Raw genomic sequence first — 20,836 nt, 5'->3', positions numbered from 1 at the left:
TGGGGTAGTTCGCTGGCCTCCTGGCCAGCTTCTTGCTTGATACTTTTCGCTGGTCGGGGGACCAGCAGGATATATCCTTGTAGTCTGGGGACTACAAGGAGCGTTAGGGTTTATGAAAACATCTAAACAAAATCGCTCATGTTAGTTTCCTAACTAACATGCAGTATTCTGCTGGTCTCTCGACCAGCTAACAACATTTCACAGCAAAGTCCAGGGAGTTCATTGCGTGAGCTTGGTGACGAGTGAACGATTTTGCTCCTTCAGAGTTGTTCAGGTGTAAATCGTTCAACCAAAGTAATCAAATCGCTAAGTATGAAAAACAGCTTAATACTCCTATTCTTGGGAATCTTCGTCATGGGAACCCATTTGTCGGCCCAGGAAGAAGGAGCCGCTAAAAGCAAGAAAAAAAGCCCTAAAGCCTACGACGAAGTCATCACTGCTGATGCCCAGACCGACGAAGGCCTCTTCACCGTACACAAGGTGGATAGCAAGTATTATTTTGAGATTCCTTTCACGATGTTGGAGGAGGAAATCCTAGTGGTAAGCCGAATTTCCGGCCACGTCAAAGGGCTCAATTTTGGCGGTGCAGGTATGAAATCACGCCCCCAACAAGTGATCCGTTGGCAACGAAAGGACGACCAGATGGTACTGCGTTCTGTTAGCTACAACGATGTAGCCAATTTCGAAGATCCGGTCTACCGTTCAGTCAAAAACAACAACTTTGAGCCTATCGTAGAAGTATTTCCTATTGCAACTTACAACCCTGACAGCACCGCGGTGGTATTTGAAGTCAATAGCCTCTTTACCACTGACATCCCCATGATTGGTGCCCTACGAGCCAATGAGCGCGAACGTTTCAAGGTAAAAGCTTTGGACAAAGGCCGCAGTATGATCTCCTGGATGAAAAGCTTCCCGGAGAATACCGAAGTGCGTCATATCCTCACCTATAACGGCGGCAAAGACCTTCCCGATAATCAACTGACGGAAACCCTATCCATTGAGATGAATCAATCTTTTATTCGTCTGCCAGAAAAGCCTATGCAACCAAGGCTCTATGATGAACGCGTAGGGTACTTTTCGCTGGAGCAAACCAACTATAGCCTTGATGCACAGCGTGCCGAGAGCCGCCGCTACATTACCCGTTGGCGGCTAGAGCCTAAAGATCCTGCAGCATGGGCACGCGGAGAGTTGGTAGAGCCTGTCAAGCAGATTGTTTACTACATCGACCCTGCAACGCCAGAGGAATGGGCCCCCTATATTATTCAAGGGGTCAATGATTGGCAAAAAACATTTGAGGCGGCTGGTTTTAAAAATGCTATTGTAGGCAAGCGAGCCCCCGCGCCGGAAGAAGACCCCGAATGGCACCCTGAAGATGTTCGTTACAGCGTCATCCGTTACATTACCACTGAAATACAAAACGCACAAGGACCACACGTACACGATCCTCGCACTGGTGAAATTTTGGAAAGTGACATACTTTGGTACCACAACGTAATGAACCTCCTGCGCAACTGGTACATGATGCAAACGGCAGCCGTCAATCCCGATGCTCGTGGTGTAAAGTTCGCGCCTGAGGTTATGGGAGAATTGATTCGCTTTGTGGCTGCCCACGAGGTAGGCCACACCCTGGGTTTGCCGCACAATATGGGCTCCAGTGTAGCTTATCCGGTAGACAGTCTTCGTGCGCCCGGTTTCGTCCAGCGCATGGGCACTGCTCCTTCTATCATGGACTATGCGCGCTTTAATTATGTGGCCCAACCTCAGGATGAAGGTGCTGGTTTGCATCCACGTATCGGCCCTTACGACGAGTGGTCAATCATCTACGGATACCGCCCGATTCCCGAAGCAGCTGATGCAGAGGCAGAGCGTCCTATCCTCAACAGTTGGGTAAAAGAAAGAGCGGGCAATCCTCTTTTCCGTTACGGTTCCCAAAAGCGCAATACCTACGACCCTTCCGCTCAAACGGAAGACCTGAGCGATGACCCTATCCAAGCCAGTACCCTTGGCTTGGCCAACCTCAAGCGCATCGTCCCGGAATTACGGGAATGGTCTTACATCGAAGGTATGCCCTTTAAAGACTTGGAAGAGTTATATGGTAATATCTATTCACAGCTAGGCCGTTATACGCGCCACGTAGCTACGAATGTAGGCGGTGTATATGACTACCGCAAGACTGCCGATCAGGAAGGTGAGGTCTATACTGTTGTACCTGCTAAACGCCAAGCTTCAGCCGTAGCTTGGTTAAACCAGAATATATTCAACACCCCGGAATGGTTGCTTGACGAAGCGATTCTTCGTCGTATCTCTCCTAATAGTGCCCTCGAAAGAGTACAGCGCCTGCAAGCCAGTGCATTGAATATGCTGATGGATGTTGATCGCCTGCACCGAGTCATAGAGAATGAGGCCAGAACGAGTGATCCTTATGCACTTGGCCAACTATTTGAAGACCTTACGGTAAGGATCATGTCAGAGTTAAGAACCAATGACATCCCGGATGCCTATCGTCGTAATCTCCAGCGTACCTACCTGGTACAACTTATTGAATTTACAGAAAGTGAAGACAAGGAGGTGAAGCAATCGGATATCTCGGCTTACGCACGGGCAGAGCTGCGAAAGCTCCAGCGGACGATGACACAGAAGCTAACAGCAGGTAGCCATCCTCATTGGCTTGATTTGCAAGCGAGTATTGAAGAAGCTTTGGAGATAGATTAATCTACAAAAAGACGAAGTGCTTACTGGTACCAGGTAGAGGTTAGCCCTTTGGTATAGTGAGCCATGCCTTCATTCTTCGGCACCGGGCTGGTTGCTGCTTTGTAAAGCAGGGTTAGAAACTCTAGGTTACAAAGCAGCAACCATCATTTACCTTCCCACACGATATTCTACCACTGGCCGAATACGGGTGCCTTCCAATGCACGGAGGGTGACAGTGCGCCCCCGTATCTCATCACGCTCTAAACGGTAGTAGTAATACCCTTCTTTATCCAGGTCCATCTCATAGCGGCGGCTGCCCATGGTGAGGAACATTTTGTCGGGCCCAGTGAGGCGAATCCGAAACACTAAAGCCGTTTCTCCGGTGGGGAGGATACCTTCTATTNGTGAAAAGTCTGAAAGCTCCCACGTTTGCGGGATACGGAAAATATTGGGTTGGTTGACAAACTCTTCGGCCGTGCGTGTTTCCGGCAGCAACTGCCAGCGCTCATCGGCAGGAAAATGCCGCAGAAAGAAATCCTCAGGCGCTTGCATAAAGAGGTTATCATCAAAAGAACTCGTAAACTTACTCGCCTCTGGGTCAGTATACCCCGATGCCCAGGTAGCATCCAACAGGTGCCATTTGCCATCAATCTCTACAGCGTTCCAGGCATGGTTTTCGGGCAACCGCGCTGGGTTGTAGCGGCGTGTACCAGATCGGGAGGTTCCGCCTACGACTTCGGCATTGAGGCCCGCGGCCTCACACATCTCATCAAACAGGATGGCATAGCCTGCACAAACGCCAAGGTTTTTCTCAAAAGCACGTTCTAAGATTTCGGAGCGGGTACGTGCTTTTCTGTCTTCTGGTTTTCGGTGAAACTCTCTGCAATCGTAGCTCATTGAAGTGGCTACATAAGTAAAAATGGCTCTGGCTTTTTCCAGTTCTGTGGTATAGGGAGCTACCAGTTGTTGGGTCGTTGCAGACAGGTCACCACTGGCTTTGAAGTTCATCGCGTGTTGGTCGATAGCCGCAAAATCTTGGGCTTCCAAGAGCGATAGACTACCGAAAAAGAGTAATAATGAAAGGAGTAAAGATGCGCGTAACATATTTGATTGTTGTTTTTAGAGAGAACGTAGACCGCCAAACCTTGTGCCCAATGACAGCAGGTTTGCGTTGCTAATTTAGAGAAAAAAAGGTTATTTTAGCAGCATCTCTCTCTCAAAAACGCGCTGCTATGACCCCAAAAATCACGCTACTCTTTATCCTCCTCCCTGTTTTGGGGATCGCTCAATCCAATGTACAGTTGTTTGGGGAACCTGAACAACATGATTACTTCACGCACTTGCTACCAGACGCTGAAGGCAATTTTTATGCCTTGGGTTCCTTTGATGGCCACATCAGCCTACACTATTTCAATGAGCAAATGGAACAACTGTGGGTACAAACTTACCCGCAAACTAATGAGGGCTACCTAGAATCTGGCAACCGATTACTCCTTCATGATGGCTCCCTGTTTATTGTTGGCGAAGCCATCACCGATGAGTTTTTTGATGATGACTTTGGGCTCCTTATAAAGACAAACCTGGACGGCACCCTGCTGTGGCGACGCGACTACGACAACACAAGTGGTATTTTTGACATTATTCCTTTTCTGGATGGCATGCTGCTGAGCAGTTATTACGAGCCTTCTTCCCTTGGCCGCATTACTTATATCAATAACAATGGTGAGGTACAGTGGTCGCGGTTGATTGACATTCGGGTCTATGACTACCCACAGCGTATTTTCCCTGTGGGCAATGATCGCGCGCTGATAGTAGGACGAACAGGCATGAATGGTGCCTTTTCCAGAAGAATTTTCATCCGTTTAGTCAATGAAGCTGGTACTACTATTTGGCAGCAAATATTACCTTCAGAGTTTGAAAATGCTTACAGTAGTAGTTTAAACGTAGAGGCTTTTCGCCCAAACCCAATGGCTGCTATCATGGATGAAGAAGGAAACCTTTGGGTCGCCCACACCAATAAAGTATTTATCCAGCAGTACAAAGACCTGCAAATATTGAAATTCGCGCCTGCGAATGGAGAAATCCTAGAAAACTATAATTACCCAATCACTGCATTAGACGAAGCTCCTCATGATCTCTACCTTACTGAAAATGGGGATCTGATTGTGAGCGGAAATCAAACAGTGAGCGTAAGCGATACCGTGATTACCCAACACGGACTTTTGGCACGCTACACCCCTGGAGGTCTCATGAAGTGGAAACAAACCTACCGCTTCAATTCCAATGATGAACGACTACTCAGCGTAGTAGAAAAAGCGGATGGAGGGTTGCTCGCTGCCGGAATGGGGCAAAACGAGGGTGCAGAAGACGGCCTTTTGCGTAGTGTCCCCGCTGACGGGAATATTCTCCCAACAAAAATAACTGGTAGTGTTTTTATAGATATTGACGGTGACTGTACTCTGAGTACTGCTGACTTACCCGCCCCCAACTGGATGATTTCGGCCGACCAAGGCCAAGCAGTCCAAATAATTAACAGCGATCAAGCAGGGCTATTTTCGCTTTACGCGGAATACGGAACAACAAGCCTCCAGCTTCACCAGCCTCCGGCATTGGCAAACTGGTCCATCTGCAACAGTAATATCAATGCAACCACCAGCCTACAAAACCCCGAAGCCACAGTTACCTTTCTTGTTCAGCCCGAAGAGGCTCCCTGCGAGCCTTTAAGCGTTTACATCAGTCAGCCGGATGTGGTACGATGCCAGACCAGTCGGTTTTGGCTAACAGTCACCAACCAAAGCCCAACGGCCAGTCTGCCACAACAACTGAGGGTACACATTGATGATGATTATGAACTGGAAATTGCATCGGCTCCGGTCTCCGAAAACGGACCTTGGATAACCTTTGACCTTGCCCCCATTCCACCTTTTCAAAGCACCCGCCATTATGTTGATTTAAGCTTAAGCTGTGACCCTGCCATAGGAGCCACGCACCCGGTAACTGCTCAACTGATCGACAGCTCTTGTACAGCAGATTGGTCAGGGCCCATCTTTTCCATTACCAAAAATTGTAATGAGCAAAGCATTGATTTTATCATCAAGAACGAAGGAACAACCAGTGCAGAAACTATTATTACGACCTACGACATTCTTGCAGATGACCTCCTTATTGCCAGTGATCAGGAAGCGATTTTCAGTAATGGTGCGGATACCTACCCCATCACCCTTCCTGCTGATGGCAGAACCTGGCGGCTACAAGTACGGCAAGCGGAGGGCTACCCATTCGAGCAAATCATCAGTGAGGCGGTGGAAGGTTGTGGCAAAAAGCGCAATGGCCTTTACAGCATTCACCAATACAATGCTCATCATTTGGAGGACCGTGGTGCTGCTCATGATGAAGTAAACCCATCGAGCACAACAGCAGAAATCAATAAAATTGAGATCGAACACGAGGGGATTGGCTTCTACAATATTACGACCAGCTTAGCCCCAATCGTGTTTACCGTTCGCGCAACCAACCCTTCGGAAGTCACTATACAAGATATCCTCCTCAATTTGGAATTCGAACCGACCCTTGACCTGTCTACACTGGAAATACTAGGAGGCAATGCGCCTGTTCAGCTCACGGCTACCCCTCTGGGAATGCGATTTTTGATGCAAAATGCGAATATCCCACCTGGAGGGGTAGCCTTAATTAAAGGCAGGATACAGCCTTATAGCAACACTCCCCCTGATGCCGGGCAGGAAAGTATTTTATATATAACAGGTGAAGTCTTTTTTGATGGCAAATATAAGACGCCATTAAAACGAGATTTTAATAATTATTCTATCCTTTACCCTGCGATCATTGATACGTTTTACGAGTACCAGCAAGGTATACTCAAGTATGGGAGTCCTAAGAATTGGGACTTTGCGAATATTATTGATGTAGCCGACGACGGCTATTTATTTATGGGGGCTGTCACCCTCAGTTTTGGCGATCGATCTGCATATAAAGGTTTGATTGTAAAAACACGCCCAGGTGGTGAAGCCGTTTGGCAAGAGGCTATCGTGCCAGAGGTAGACGGGCAGCTAAATCTTGCGGGTATCGCCGCACTATCAGATGGGGGCTGCCTGATAGCGGGCAATAGTCGATTGCCTGGCGTACCGCTCTATTACTTAAGTGATAACTATGCTTTTTATGGCCGGATGAACGCCTACGGGGAACTCGTGAGTTACAACCAGTTTCGCCCACAAGGAGAAGAAAATGAAGTTAGTATTGCAGGCTTGTTAGGCACGCCCGATGGTGGAGGCATCGTGTTTGGCTATTCCAGGAATAGCAACAATATGGGCACCGACCCCATTTATATCAAGTTGAATAATCAGGGGGTGGAAGAGTGGCGCAATACCGATATTGTTGTAGGATCGGCCTTTATTCCAGTGGCGGGTACCATTTTACCAGATGGAAGTGCCGTATTTACCGGTACCAATGAAAGCACCGAGATCAATGTAGACACTTATATCCAACAAGTAAAACCCGACGGCAACATCGGGTTCACGGGGGCTTATCAGAGTGAAAATGGCATCCACGTCGAAGACATTGCTTTATCCTCTGACAACAGCGGCGTAGTGGTAGTCGGTTATTCGCAGTGGGGAGAAACGGTAGAAGATTATGTGACCACTCCTACCTTGATCAAATTCTCGCTTACGGGTGATTTCCTATGGGAAAACAATCCTATTATTGACATTGCGGAGCCTGTAGCTTATGCCTATAGTATTATTCCTGACTCCGACAATGGCTTCTTAATTGGCGGTGAAGTTTATGCAGGCACTCAGTTTTATTTTGATATGATGCTCACTAAAGTTAATGAAAGCGGAGATCTAATATGGGTCAATAACTACGGCAATAGCAATTCAGAAAAAATCGAAGACCTTGCGTGGCAGCAGGATGGCACTATTGCTGCCTGGGGATATAACCAACCTCGCTTCCAATCTTATGACCTACAGTCCCTTTACCTCAATATTGATCCAGAAGGAGAAGTTCTTGTAAATACTAAAAAGGCACAACCTCTCCTTTCGGCAGAAGTATTACTGTTCCCTAACCCCGCACATACANGTGTTCAATTGGCCTTATCTCCTATACCGCAACGGCCCATCTCTTACCAATTATTTGATATCAATGGGCGGCAAAAAGCACAGGGCACTACGTCGCCAGAGGGCCTCACGGCCATTGCTGTTGATCAATTTCCTGCGGGTATTTACTTCCTTATTTTTGATCATCCCGATTATCCGACAAAACGGTTAATGGTAGTTCGGTGATTAAGGATGATTGGGCGTGCCCACTTCGTGGTCGCTACGTTTCAGGGCTCGCTGCTCGCTCGGCTAGCTCTCCGATTAAATCGGATCGCTATCTGGCCTCCTGCTCGTCGGCCACCCTTACACATCGCTCACGCATTTTTGAACCCACATGGCAAGTTAATACCTTAATCTTTTCAAAAGAGGTATGTATATTTAGTATAACACAAAAACAACCGCAGCAATGGAAAACCCCAAAGAAGACGACCACATAAAAGATGCAATGGCAACCCACAATCATGCAGAAGCAGAATATGGGCTTAGTGCCTGGTTCGGAGCCATATTTTACTTTCTTATCAACTTCGGAAAAATACCTTTCAAAACACTCAGCGACAAGAAATACCAAACCAGAAATGTATGGACAGGCTGGCTTTTCAGAATGATTTTGATTTTTGCCACCCTTGGGCTTGCAATATTTTTACTTTCCTGAATTTCGAGCTAACGCAGCAATAAAACATCTCCACTCACCACTTCCGGCAGAGCGGAGGTAGATTCGGTAGCAGGCAAAAGTGTGTATTCTATTTGATAGAGATAAACATTCTGCTCTGCAGGATCACCGTTTTGGCGTTTGCCGTTCCAGCCCTGATCGGGATTATTGGATTGAAAAACCAAGCCACCCCAACGGTCAAAGATTTGCATTTGATAGTCACTTAAACTGCCCGCAAAACCGATATTGAAAACATCATTGCTGCCATCCAAATTCGGAGAGAAAACGTTGGGGACAAATATGCGCACTGCATTTTCTACTAAAACCAACTGGCTAGTACTGTCTACACAATTTCCAGGACCTTCCACTAGCAAATTTACCAGGTAAGCGCCGGCGTCTGTAAATGTATGCAGTGGACTAAAGAGCATACTGCTGGTGTTATCCCCAAATGTCCATGCCGTTTCGTAAATGGGGCCTGTACTCGTATTTTCGAAGGTAACATCGTTATTCAGCGTATTCACGCCTCTGGGGTCGTAGGTAAAACTGGCCTCAGGCTGTTCGAAAATTTGAATGGGGGTGCTGATATCAACTGTCGTCTGGCAGTTTGCTGCGTAAATGATCGTCACGCCAGAGAGATAATCACCTTCGGTTTGATAGGTGTGATCAATCGTTGGGCTTGCTGTCGACGTTACCGTTCCATCTCCAAAAGTCCACTCGTACTCGGCAGAGGCGGGCGCCGCGAGGTCTGTAAAAGTGATGGTGTGAGGCGCACAGCCCGCGGGCTCGTCCAGTACCAACTCACTGGCAGGCAATTCCGCTACCTCTACCAAGACAGCATAATCATTTGTGCAGTCACCCGCATCAGAAAAATTCAATTCAAAAGTTCCTGCACCGCTAAGACTAGGATCGAATAGCCCCGTTGTATTATTGGTAATCCCGGCCCCAGACCAAGTGCCGTTTTCGGTATTGGGCCCCACGGTTATCGGTGTACTGGCGGTACACAAAACGTCGGGATGATCCAGTAAAGGGGGCTCCAGTACGGTAATTTGTACAGCGTCCAACTTGGTACACCCCTGATTACCGATTGCTTCTACGTAATAGGTAACGCTCTCGGTAGGGCTGACCGTGACGGAACGAGTGGTATCAGAAGTTGTTCCATCTGTCCAGCTGAGCGAATAATTAGAAACAAAATCCAGGGTGATACTTTCTCCCGGACAAATGGTCATATCCTCCGGCACTTCTACATTTACGCGCTCAACCACCACCTGGTCGATCCACACATAAAAGCCCAACATGAAATTGTCATTGGCTACCGTAAAGGTCGAGTTAGAGACATTACCCATGTAGCCAATGTAAAGGTATTCGTAGGCCTCGGGTGCGGTGTAAGTGAATTGCACCTGGTGCCAGATGGTGTCACCAATGACCATTTCTGTTGCTACCCACTGGTCGGCCATTAGCGAATAGTCTGCAAGGTTAGCATTGAAAAATGGCGTTGGTGTATCCGAAAAAAAGACGCCCCATTGGTTGGTTTCGAACAGGTTATCAGGGTTATCTTTCTTATTATTAATCCAGAAAGAGATTTCATAACAATCTCCGGGTACCAGCGGCTCCAACAATTGGGTGCCTGCCCATTCTCTTGTACCGTCGGCACCGTTGCCTTTATAGGCTCCAAGCACACCGCCGCCTTCATAAGGCATACCGCAAGTACTGTCTCCTTCCCCTTGGGGGCAAGGGTTGAGCAAGGTCAGGTTACTACCAAACTCAATGTCTACATGGTGATGATCTGGTGTGCCATTGGCTTCGTACCAGTGGGTGAGGCCACTCAGTGTTCCCGGAGGCGAATTATTACTGCTTGGATCCCAAATTTCAAACCCCGGATCAGCAATCAAGTTCTGCGCAGAGAGGGCATTGGAACCTCCTACAAGCAAGAGTAACAAAAAGCAGGAAACAGTAATTCGCATCTTATTCGTTTTTATAAAAAGACCTCTGCCAGGTACGTATTTGTTACGATCACCCGGAAATAGACTTACTCACCTTCTTTCGGGGGGAAGTTATTGCTTAACAATCCGCTTGATAGCCGTGCCGGCTTCCGTTTGGATGGTTAAGATCAAAATGCCTTGCGGTAAATTTGCAAGGTCCAGGCGAGTAATATGGTTGTTGAATTCCAGATTTATTACTTGTAGTACCTGTCCTGTCACGTTAGTCAACACAGCCTGTTGTGGCTGCTGACCTTCTGCTTCGTACTTTAGGTAAACGAATTCACCGGCAGGGTTAGGGTACACCAAAAACTGGCTGGAAATTTCCGTTTCCTGTACACCTACCAAGATGATATCATCACAATTTTCGTCAACATCGTTATTAGGAATTTCTTCCGCATCAGGGTTGATAAGAGGGTCGGTATCGTCACAATCTTCGTCAGAGTTGAAACCATCCATATCAGCGTCGATGATCAAGATTTCGTCATCACAATTTTCGTCAACGTCATTGTTTGGAATCTCTTCCGCATCAGGGTTGATAAGAGGATCGGTATCGTCACAATCTTCATCAGAGTTGAAACCATCCATATCGGCGTCGATGATCAAGATGATATCATCACAGTTTTCGTCAACGTCATTGTTTGGAATCTCTTCCGCATCAGGGTTGATGGCCGAGTTGTTATCATCACAATCATCAGCAATGCTGAAGCCATCCATATCAGCATCAATAAAGTTATTGTAGCGAACAACTGTCAAGTCATTCTGAGTTGTTGGGGTCGCCGAAGCTCCAACTAAAACCAACTTGCCATCCGGCTGTAAAACACTACCATTGGAAAAGGCAAACAAGGTAGAGGTTAAGGTTCTCACGACACCATTCTCTCCCCAGGTAGAATCAGGTACTCCCATTGCATCAAAACGAGCCGCCATAAACTGGCGCGGTCCACCCTGAAAGAAGGTACCACCGCTTTCACCGCTGGCGATGATTTTACCGTCAGGCTGCACCAAAATTGAAAACCCTCTATCGTTAATATCAGCATCTACAAAAGAAACACCATTGGTACCAAAATCAGCCACTGGTGCGCCATTTTGGTCATAAGCAGCGAGCACGAGATTGTCACCCATGTTGGTACGGTTTTGTCCCGTAATCAAGATATTTCCATTAGGATGGATGGCCAAATCAAAGCCAGTACCCTCGTAAGGTGCCAGCACTGCACCATCGGTACCGAAGCTTGTATCTAAGCCGCTACCATCACTGAGTACTTTGTAAAGAGAAATACGATCTGTTCCGGCAGGCTTAGCGCGACCAGAAACGAGTAGATGCCCGTCGGGTAAAATCTCCATGCTACGAATATCCGTAGTGATTGAATCCGTATTCCATACGAAAGCACCATTGATACCAAAAGTGCTGTCCACTACGCCAGTAGCCGTAAATTTTCCAACAACCGAACGATAGAAAGAGGCGAATCCAGGGATCTGGCTCACACCTCCTATGAAAATCGAACCATCAGCAGCGACCTCCAATGTACGGGCATAATCCTGCATGGTATCAATAGGAAGCGTGGCAATACCATTTGTACCAAACATAGAATCCAGTACACCTTCGGCAGTTACTTTATACACCGCCATGCTTAGATCGTTGATGGTATTGGCATAATCACCAGCAATCAAAAAGCTGCCATCGTTCTGAATATCCAAGTCGTAAGGGATATCAGATCCAGCAGGGTTATCAACGAAGAAGTAGCCGTTGTTGGCAAAAGTAGAATCAATAGTGCCGTCTTCTAACAGGCGTACCATCTCTACATTGAGGTTATTTGAGCCATAAGACCCCGAGGCAAGGACTACAATTTTGCCATCTTCCTGAATTTCCACATCGTTTGCTGTTTCATTAGCTTCGATAAAATCCAGTAGTAGCACACCCGTTTGGGCAAAAGTAGAGTCAAGTCCGCCGTCTTGGGCATTCGCACTAAAGACCAGGCACCCGAGTAGAAAAGTTAGCGTAAAAATCTTATTCATAACAATAGCTTCAATTGTGAACATTTTCAAGACGATAGGTTTATTACCTAATCGCCTTGGCAAAGATCACGGTACTGAAGCCGGCAAAAAAATACAAAATTATAAATTTTATTTCCTCAGAAAATATTTACAAATATGTAAAAAGCTGTATTATAGCTTCTAATAAAAAAAATCAAGTGTAAAAATATTTTGAAAACACTTCAAAAAAGCAAACTTGCTCGCCAACTTAGTCGCCTAAACACGAAGAATCAGCAGCAATTTCTGCTATTTGTAAGCTCTCCGTACTTTAATACACACCAGCTTACGGCAGACTTAGCCACCTACCTACTTGGCCCTCCGTGCTGTAATTGGGGCACAACAACCAAGCAAGATATTAGTCGGGCATTATTCCGTGATAAAGTCTACAATGAAAGCAAGATAAATGCTTTGATGACCAAGCTTATGGCATTATTGCGGCGTTTTGTCCTGCACCACCAGCTGGAGGAATCACCTCTTGCTAAAGAGTTGACCTTGAAGAACATGCTAGGCTATAGCATGCACGACTGGTTTGCTCAGGAGTATCAAAAGATATCCGAGACACAGGCAGAACGGCAGCAAAAAATAAACGAGCAACAAATACATTGGCTGGATGATTTAGAAAGAGAAATCCCCAGTGAATTACTTTTGGAAAACATTCAACTAACAACACAAACGTATTTCAAAAACAGCCTGGAGTATGCTTGTACGCTCGTTCAAATAGCGCAAACTACTCAAACAACCATCGACACTAAAGTGGTCATTAGAATACACGACCAGCTGACTAACCAGTGGCCCGAATTATTGAAAATCCCCGTCATTAAACTCTACTATTATAACCTAAAGGTAATTTGGGGACAGGAAAGAGAAGCTGCCTATCAGCAGTTAAAACAGGTCTTCTATGACCATACAGACCAATGGGAAGAGAGAGACTTGTTCAACGCTTACCGAAGTATCATAAATTTTTGCGTCCGCAAAACGAATACTGGTGACAAGTACTTTCAACGTGAAACTTTACGCATTTATCAATTCATTATCCAGAAAAAGCACATCCTCAAAAATGGCCAAATCAAGCAGGTCACTTACAACAATGTTATCTCTCTTGCTTGTCTGGAAAAGGAATTCGCCTGGGCTAAAGAATTTGCCGAAGATTTCAAAAGATTTCTTGCTCCTGAGGTACAAAAAAATGCCTACTTCTTCAATTCCATGAATATCCTCTACCATGAGAAGGACTATTCTTCCTCGCTGGGAATTATGCAGAAGGTCAATTTCACCAGCGTACAATACCAGGCAAAGACTAAAATCATTCAACTCAAAATTTATTACGAACTAGCAGAATGGATGCTACTGGATGCCGCGCTCAATAGTTTTCGTTTATTTCTTTTGCGAACCAAAAAATCGGGCTTACACTCCGATCAGTTGCTGGTTTTCATTCGCTTTCTGCGCCAGCTGGCTAAAATTCGGGAGAGAAAAGCTATCGTCTCTGATACGAAATACCTCCGATTACTGGTAGCATTGAAAGACAAAATAACGGCTTCCTCTAAAACCACTTTTGACCAGCGTTGGCTGATGCTAAAAATAAACGAGCAAGGGGCATTTCTTGGAACCATATAAGAGCATAGAAGTATTTTTTCTTCGTTATTGGGGGCGTGGGGTTCCGTAGCGCGGGATTTATCCCGCGGCGGGTAGTGCCTCTAATGGACAGCGGGATCAATCCCGCTTTACTTTATGCGTTGATACATTTGTATTTTGTCCATGTAGCCGTTTTCTTCTTTGAAAAAGCCCTTAATTATTCCGCTCACTTCAAAACCTGTGTTTTTGTAGAGGTGGTAGCCTAATTCATTGGAAGCGTATACATCAAGCCAAAGAATTTCAAGTTCTGTGTTGTTTTTTGCCCATTCAATAGCAGATTCCATTAACGCTTTGCCGAGGCCCTGGTTCCGCCAATTTTCTTTTATCCCCATACCTACCATTCCTGTATGAGCCATTTTTAATCGCTTGTTTCCTGTTATATCTAAATTACCAATAAGTTCTCCATCGTATTCGGCAACAAGTAAAATGCCGTTTGGGCTTTCTCTGTACTCTTCAATTATATCTAATTCATGTCTTATATCCTTGGGATACTCTTCCAACGTCCAAGGCAATGTAGACGTATTTTCAATGTAGCCTCTTTTTAGATCCATCAAACCTTCGGCTTCTTTGTCTTCAGGAACTCTGACGGTAATTTGTTTGCCAGATTTTAACGTACACACTTTGCTTTGGAATTTCATTTGACTTTTTATTGATAGACTTGTTTCATTTCTAATAAACGCAATCTGCTAACAGTGCCAAGAACAGAGAAACTCACGCTCTTTGATTTACCAAGATACGACGCCTGAAACCACCCGTGTGAGGCTGTCTACGTGGGTATAAGCATAGTAGACTTTATCATCTTGCATGGTGATCACCGGGAAACCACTCTGCCGGGATGCTTCCACCTCGGCTAGTACCAATTCTTCTTGCTTTTCGCCATTGAGGTTTACACGCGCCAGGCGGATTTCGGCCGCCTCTTCGACCTGTTCAAGCCAGGTGATGATCAGCTCATCTTCTTCCGTAAAAACTAAGCCTACTCGCCCGATTGGTAATCCATCATCCATTCGAACAGGCGCACCAAAGCTGGCTCCCTGATCGGTAGAGAAAGCCATTCTTACCTCTCCTTTCCCTTCGGGTGCAGTAAACCAAGCTACGGCTACGTTTTCGCCTTGGGCTTTGATGACCGGGCCGTTGACCGGGCAACCCGCAATCTCCCAATTATCATCATGGACAGCAGCGGGCGATTGCCACTTCCCTCCTACTTGCCTGACAACATAAATATCCCGTATTTCCTCTTCTGAACGATCTCGGTAAGCAACGATGGGGCCGTTGGGAGTGAGTGCCGCACTGGTCTGGCAACAGTCACAAACACGGGCGTCTAATTCCGCCTCCTGGCTTAGTGTTCCCGTTGGGTCAACGACTGCCGCACGAAGCGTCATCGCACCACCGTGGCCATGGCCGTGATCATCCGCAGGGGCAGCGTGTTCCTCGCCTTTGGTATTGCGGCCATCCAGCCAAGTCACGAATACTTGCTGTTTAGCAATTGGCAGCATACTCACAAAACCGTGTTCGGCAGCAATGCTATCGCGGTGCGGAATTAAGGAAGGCGACCAGGTCTGTCCGCCATCTTGTGACTGTGACAGCCGAACATCATAATCGTAGGTCCCTTCGGCACGTTTTTGCAGCCAGTGGGCGACCATTTTTTGGTCATCGCCAGCATACGTCACCAATGAAGGGAAGTCAGCCCAATTGACGAACCAGTCGGAACCCTGTGCTATTGTTTGAGGTTCAGTCCATTGTCCATTTTCTAGGCGCGCGAAGCGCAGGGCGTCGGTGCTGTCATTGAGGAATTCTACCCAAGAGAGATATACTTCGCCGCTTGTAGAGGTAAACAGACGGCCTTCGCCTCCTTCCTTGCAAGGGGTAGCGATGTCTTGAATGACAGGGGTAGCTTTTTCGTGCCCCCTTGGTTCAGCCCCACAGCCCCAAAGCAATAGACTGAAACAAGTATAAATAATGGTTCTTAGCATGATTCGTAGTATTTCGCTTAAAGTAGGAACGATATGGAATCGTTTCATCGAATGTATAAAGGTATTCAGTCCGGCAAAAATCGCAAGCACTAACGCTCGAACTAAAGTCCTACGGTTGGGACACATCCATGCGTTCCGCCTTGACCTGGGAGAGGTCATAGATTGGTAGAACAATGTTTATAGGGATTGGAACGACCTCGGATGAGGTCGAACATCAATACCTATTGGTATCACCGAAAAATAAGAGCGTGTCAGGAAATTTCATAAAAGAAAAACCCGGCACGCTCTTTTCTTATCCAAGGCCTTTTTACTTGACCTGAACTTTGGATTACCGCTGGAGAATAACCTTCTCGTGCATTTGGTAACCACTTCCACTAATCCGGACAAGGTAGATACCATCTGGCAAAGTCGCCAAATCAAGGGTCTGAGTACTTTGCAAAGATGCTGCGGGGATCAATACTTTTCCGGTCACGCTGATCACAGAAATCATTGCTTCCTGGTAATCGTCTCGTGTAGGAACAGTAACCGTTATTACGTCAGCTGTAGGATTAGGGCTGATATTGACATCAAAGTCAAATCCGGCTTCGTTGGTACTGGAGATGTCACCAGGCATAGCAATTTTGAGGGTATTTTGCGTTCTGTTGACGAACCATAAATTGCCATCAGGGCCTATCTTGATACCCGTCATGCCTATCTCCCCCGTAACGATACGCGTAATTTCCGCAAAATCATTTGCCATGTCATAGGCAACAATATCGCCCGTACCGTAATCACCAACGTAAAGCACGCCTTCGTAAATTTCAATTCCACAAGGAGCTTCCAGTCCACTGTCAATGATTGTTTCTACGGTAAAACCTGTAATACTCAGGTGTTCCGTCAGTGGCTCATTGATTTCGGCAAGATTAATCGAGCCTGTTCCTGAATTGATATCCAGGCGCATCACGCGATCATTACCATTGTCTACAAAATACAGCCAGCCCGTAGCTTTATCCAATACCAAATGGTTGGGAATATCGCTATCTGCTGTAATGCCAATTCCCTTGTAGCGATACACCAATCCATCAGAATGGTCATCGTTGCCAGGGCCATGATCATCAACAAAATCGTAACGAACAATATCTTTGTTCCAATTATCATACACCCAGAATACGTTATTTACCTCGTGAGCAATTCCCATAGAGAAAGGGCTACTGTGTAGCATATCCAAGTGGCTACCATTTCCGCCGGAAGGCTGGGCATAGATTTCAGGGTCACTCGACCAAAGTGTTGGTCCTGTAAAGGTCCCACCACCGTGATTGGCATCCTGTACACCTGCGGAGCTAGCGAAATTGAAGTTATCATCACTAAAAGCAATACCCGTAGGCAAGGACATAAAGTGCCAGGCGTTGCCATCTACTTTCTCTTCAAAAGTAGGGGTCTCAGAGGTACTTCCTGTCATCGTCATGGTGCTTCCACCGCTATTTTCTACGCGTTGGTTAATCACCCATAGCTCATCCTTTCCCAGAATAGGAAAGAAGTCCAAATCCGTAGGCTTGTCAAGGGAGCTTGCTGCACCTTCTACCTCTGAAATAACAGCAGGAGCTGCCGCAAATTCGTCGATTTTATTAGGAGGAACTACCAAGTCAAATATTTCTGAATCAAAAGACAAAGCATTGTTCGTCTGGTCCCCGTCGTTGGTCATATTGACTGAAACAATGGATACTGCCACTTCAAAAACACCAGGGTTAGCAGGTATCCAGGGAGTACCCAGCGTAAAATAGTAGTAACTGAACGCAGCGATATCCAAGTCTTCCAATACTTCGACAATCGGAGTACCTCCATCAATGGTGTAACTAACCTCTAGCGTGGTGATTGGATTCGCACCAATATTGTAAAGGGTTCCACCAATAGCAATCGCCCTATCTACTTCGCCAAACAATCTACTGTCTAATTCGACTAGCGAAACCTCCAAAGCGNGAGGTACCTCTATCTTAACATTATCGATAGCAAAACCGTAAAGCCAGCCACCATTATCATCATAACGAAAGCCAACGAGCACATTTTCTTCTCCAGCATAAGCACTTAGGTCAACGCTGTGACGATCCCAGCTACCATGGCCATGCAGGTCTTCCAGCACTGTCCAGTTGGCACCGCCATCTAAGGACACTTCAATCGTAGCATCCTCCTGGTCTCCCTGGTAGGCCTGGTCAGTATAAAAAGCATCAAAGCTGACGATCACGCTACTCAAACCACTAAGGTCTTGTGGTGGCATAATCAGGTATTCATCGCTTTTGTCACAATTGCATCCATCATCATTGGTCGCAATAATTCGACTTGAACCATTGCTTTCGATAGGGAACGTTTGACTCGATAATGCAGCAGCAGTTCCCACTAGCCAACCTCCGTCGTTAGCGCTTGTTGTAATAGTCCAACCGTCGGGAAAAGCCCCTCCTTCAAAGTCTTCCTCAAAAATGACCTGAGCAGAAATACCACCCAACATCATCAGGGATAATAGAAGTGTAAAAATTAATTTATTCATTTTACTGATTTAAGAGCATAGCTGGGACTTGTTCCTACGGTGAAACAGTCCCAAGCAAGCTCTAAGGATTAAGAAAAAGCCAAAAGCAGACGTGCTTCTGGTCTAATAAATATTAATGGTTGTGCCCATCGTGATCACTGTGATCATGACCGTCGTGGTCGTGCCCTTCATGATCATCGTGAGAATGCCCTTCTTCCTTGGCATTCTCGTTCTTGACGTAATCCATTTTACACACGGGGCACGTTCCTGGCTCTTCACTGCCGGAACCACTACAATTCATGGGACAGATGTAGGCTGAGGTATACTCTTTTCCTTGCTGCTCTGTATCATCGCCGTGATCGTGACTATGGCTTCCACAGGCTGTAAACAAGGCACTTGAGCCAATAAAGGCTACTAAAAACATTAGCAATTGTACATTTTTCATTTCTTCGAATTTATAAAAAGTTAATAATACTGGTTATTTGATTTTGCATAAGGGAGTATGGCCGTTTAATTCGTCTCACTACTTACAATTGTTTCTTCAATAATGCCACAACGTAGCATGGCCTCGCCAAAATAAGGGTTCAGCACTTTATTCTCTGCACTTAGCCAATCGGCACCATTGTCATCGAAGGCCATAGGGCAGTGTTGGACATACAGGGTATCCATATACGTTCCAAAAACCTTGACTGCCTGAATAAGCGATTGCGAAAGAAAATCAAATTGCTGCCGTTGAACTTCGAGGTCCGTACTCGTCGTTATTTTTTCACTGTGCGCTTGCAGGGCTTTTAATTGTTCCATCCAATACAGGTGTGCATCCCCTTTCAACAAGGCCATATCGACCTTATTCAGTGCCAGGCGCATCTCTTGTGCAGCAGTTTCAGCTGACGTCACATCCGAGGCTACCAGTGCATCTTTTAAAAGTAGATAAGCACTTACCACATCCGCCAGTTGCTGCTTGAAAGCTGCCGGAGAAAGTGTTGCATAATCTGGCAATACTGTTACTACAGAAGCGTCCTTTTTGAGTGTCACCTCTTGGTTCATCATACTCGCCTGGTTATTCAACTGCGCTGCAGCATCAATCGCAAAACCACCATAAGTGACCACCTCTTCGCCGCTGGCCAAGCCACTTATGACCGGATAAAAACCACCTGCTGCCTCGCCAATTTCTACTTCCCGATACTGGAAGGAAGGCACCTCAGCATCCTGCATTTTGACGTACACCACCGAGCGTGGGCCCGTCCAGAGTACAGCCGACTTGGGGATCATTAAAGCGGTGCTGGCACTAACCGTCTGCAGCAAGTTTCCGTACACCAGCATCTCTGGCTTGAGCAGCCGTTGTTGATTGTCTACTTCCGTTCGTAAAGATGCCGTACGCCTGCGAGGATTGATGACAGGGTCGATAAAAGTGATCCGAGCGTTGAAGGTGCGGTTGGGAATCGCTGGGGTAGTGAATTCAATGCGATCTCCTAATTTGAGATGCGCCAGGTCGTCCTCGTAAGCCTCAAAGAGTACCCATACTTTGCTGAGATTGACCAACGCAAAAAGAGGTTCTCCTTGGCGGACGTAATCCCCTACAGCTACCATCTTATTGGTCACAATACCGCTTTCGTCCGCTAGTACGGTAAACGTTTCCTGGATTGTTCCTTCCTCTTCAATGCGCGTAATCGTCGCTTCTGGTACTTTCCAGTAACGGAGTTTATTACGCGCAGCGGTAAGTAACCCCGGACTAACATCGACCATCTTGCGGGCTTCGAGCAGCTCTCGTTGGGCGGTAATCAATTCGGGCACATAAAGGTCTGCCAGTTTTTGTCCTTTGGTCACTTGTTCTCCGGTAAAAGTGACGTACAGTTTCTCGATACGCCCCGGCACATGAGCGACCTGAGAAGAGGCCAAGCGTTCGTCGACCTGCACCGTCCCCGACAGGCGCAACGTTTTGCTGTCGACACTACCGGAAACCCCAACCACGGTCGTCTGGATATCCATCAAGCGGATCGCCTCCTCCGTCATCTGCAACACCAGCGGATCGTTGGAGGTATTTTCCTCCAATTGGATGAGGTCCATGCCACAGATCGCACAGTCGCCGGGTTCACTTTGTCGAATTTGAGGGTGCATGGAACAGGTCCAGATAGCATCACTACTACTGCTGGCGGTGCTGGCGCCGTGATCATGAGCAGCCACTGGAGCTGTTGTCCAAAAACTCATAATCGCTACGCTCAGCAAAGCTCCCAAGAGGATGCCTGCGAAGCCAAATAGCCATTTTTTATTGCTTTGTTGATTCATGG

12 protein-coding genes are annotated in these 20,836 nt (G+C 46.6%); 4 read left to right on the top strand and 8 right to left on the bottom strand.

The features are described 5' to 3' along the window. Positions 1-312 precede the first annotated feature (312 nt). Complete coding sequence (locus A3EU_RS0117285) at positions 313-2,712, top strand: zinc-dependent metalloprotease (RefSeq protein ID WP_156825803.1); 2,400 nt, start codon at positions 313-315, stop codon at positions 2,710-2,712. Positions 2,713-2,859: 147 nt separating this feature from the next. Here the strand turns inward: A3EU_RS0117285 and A3EU_RS0117280 are convergent, their stop codons facing one another. Next, positions 2,860-3,699, bottom strand: a complete 840-nt coding sequence (locus A3EU_RS0117280) for a transglutaminase domain-containing protein (protein ID WP_425412701.1) — start codon at positions 3,697-3,699, stop codon at positions 2,860-2,862. A gap of 224 nt (positions 3,700-3,923) precedes the next feature. On the opposite strand from A3EU_RS0117280, the gene A3EU_RS0117275 reads away from it, so the two are divergent. Then, positions 3,924-7,985, top strand: coding sequence for a T9SS type A sorting domain-containing protein (locus A3EU_RS0117275; RefSeq protein WP_020537447.1), 4,062 nt, complete (start codon positions 3,924-3,926; stop codon positions 7,983-7,985). Between the two features lie 220 nt (positions 7,986-8,205). Next, the gene (locus A3EU_RS0117270; protein WP_020537446.1) at positions 8,206-8,451 is read left to right on the top strand and encodes a hypothetical protein; all 246 of its coding nucleotides are present in this window, start codon (positions 8,206-8,208) and stop codon (positions 8,449-8,451) included. 8 nt (positions 8,452-8,459) lie between these two features. On the opposite strand, the gene A3EU_RS0117265 is transcribed toward A3EU_RS0117270, so the two are convergent. Together A3EU_RS0117265 and A3EU_RS0117260 are read right to left on the bottom strand one after the other, a co-directional pair. Next, positions 8,460-10,409 carry a T9SS type B sorting domain-containing protein gene (locus A3EU_RS0117265; protein WP_020537445.1) on the bottom strand — a complete coding sequence of 650 codons (1,950 nt, stop codon included), beginning with the start codon at positions 10,407-10,409 and terminating at the stop codon, positions 8,460-8,462. Between the two features lie 90 nt (positions 10,410-10,499). Further along, positions 10,500-12,437: a MopE-related protein gene (locus A3EU_RS0117260; protein ID WP_169433369.1), complete on the bottom strand. Its 1,938-nt coding sequence runs from the start codon at positions 12,435-12,437 to the stop codon at positions 10,500-10,502. Between the two features lie 189 nt (positions 12,438-12,626). Between A3EU_RS0117260 and A3EU_RS0117255 the strand changes: the two genes are divergently transcribed. Continuing rightward, a complete protein-coding gene (locus tag A3EU_RS0117255) occupies positions 12,627-14,066 on the top strand; it encodes a hypothetical protein (RefSeq protein WP_020537443.1) in 1,440 nt (479 codons plus the stop codon). Between the two features lie 107 nt (positions 14,067-14,173). Here A3EU_RS0117255 and A3EU_RS0117250 read toward each other — a convergent pair whose 3' ends face one another. The 5 genes from A3EU_RS0117250 to A3EU_RS0117230 all read right to left on the bottom strand — a co-directional run bounded on the left by A3EU_RS0117250 (position 14,174) and on the right by A3EU_RS0117230 (position 20,834). Then, positions 14,174-14,722, bottom strand: coding sequence for a GNAT family N-acetyltransferase (locus tag A3EU_RS0117250; protein WP_020537442.1), 549 nt, complete (start codon positions 14,720-14,722; stop codon positions 14,174-14,176). Positions 14,723-14,809: 87 nt separating this feature from the next. Further along, positions 14,810-16,054, bottom strand: coding sequence for a sialidase family protein (locus A3EU_RS30895; RefSeq protein WP_020537441.1), 1,245 nt, complete (start codon positions 16,052-16,054; stop codon positions 14,810-14,812). 328 nt (positions 16,055-16,382) lie between these two features. Continuing rightward, positions 16,383-18,533, bottom strand: a complete 2,151-nt coding sequence (locus tag A3EU_RS33025; protein ID WP_052331316.1) for a T9SS-dependent choice-of-anchor J family protein — start codon at positions 18,531-18,533, stop codon at positions 16,383-16,385. A 151-nt stretch (positions 18,534-18,684) separates the two neighbouring features. After that, on the bottom strand, positions 18,685-18,996 hold the full coding sequence (locus A3EU_RS0117235; protein WP_020537438.1) for a heavy metal-binding domain-containing protein: 312 nt from the start codon (positions 18,994-18,996) through the stop codon (positions 18,685-18,687). A gap of 65 nt (positions 18,997-19,061) precedes the next feature. Beyond that, positions 19,062-20,834 carry an efflux RND transporter periplasmic adaptor subunit gene (locus tag A3EU_RS0117230; protein ID WP_020537437.1) on the bottom strand — a complete coding sequence of 591 codons (1,773 nt, stop codon included), beginning with the start codon at positions 20,832-20,834 and terminating at the stop codon, positions 19,062-19,064. Positions 20,835-20,836 lie beyond the last annotated feature (2 nt).

The sequence above is a fragment of the Lewinella cohaerens DSM 23179 genome, from assembly GCF_000379805.1.
Lineage (GTDB): Bacteria > Bacteroidota > Bacteroidia > Chitinophagales > Saprospiraceae > Lewinella > Lewinella cohaerens.
This window is presented reverse-complemented; position numbering and strand designations above follow the sequence as displayed.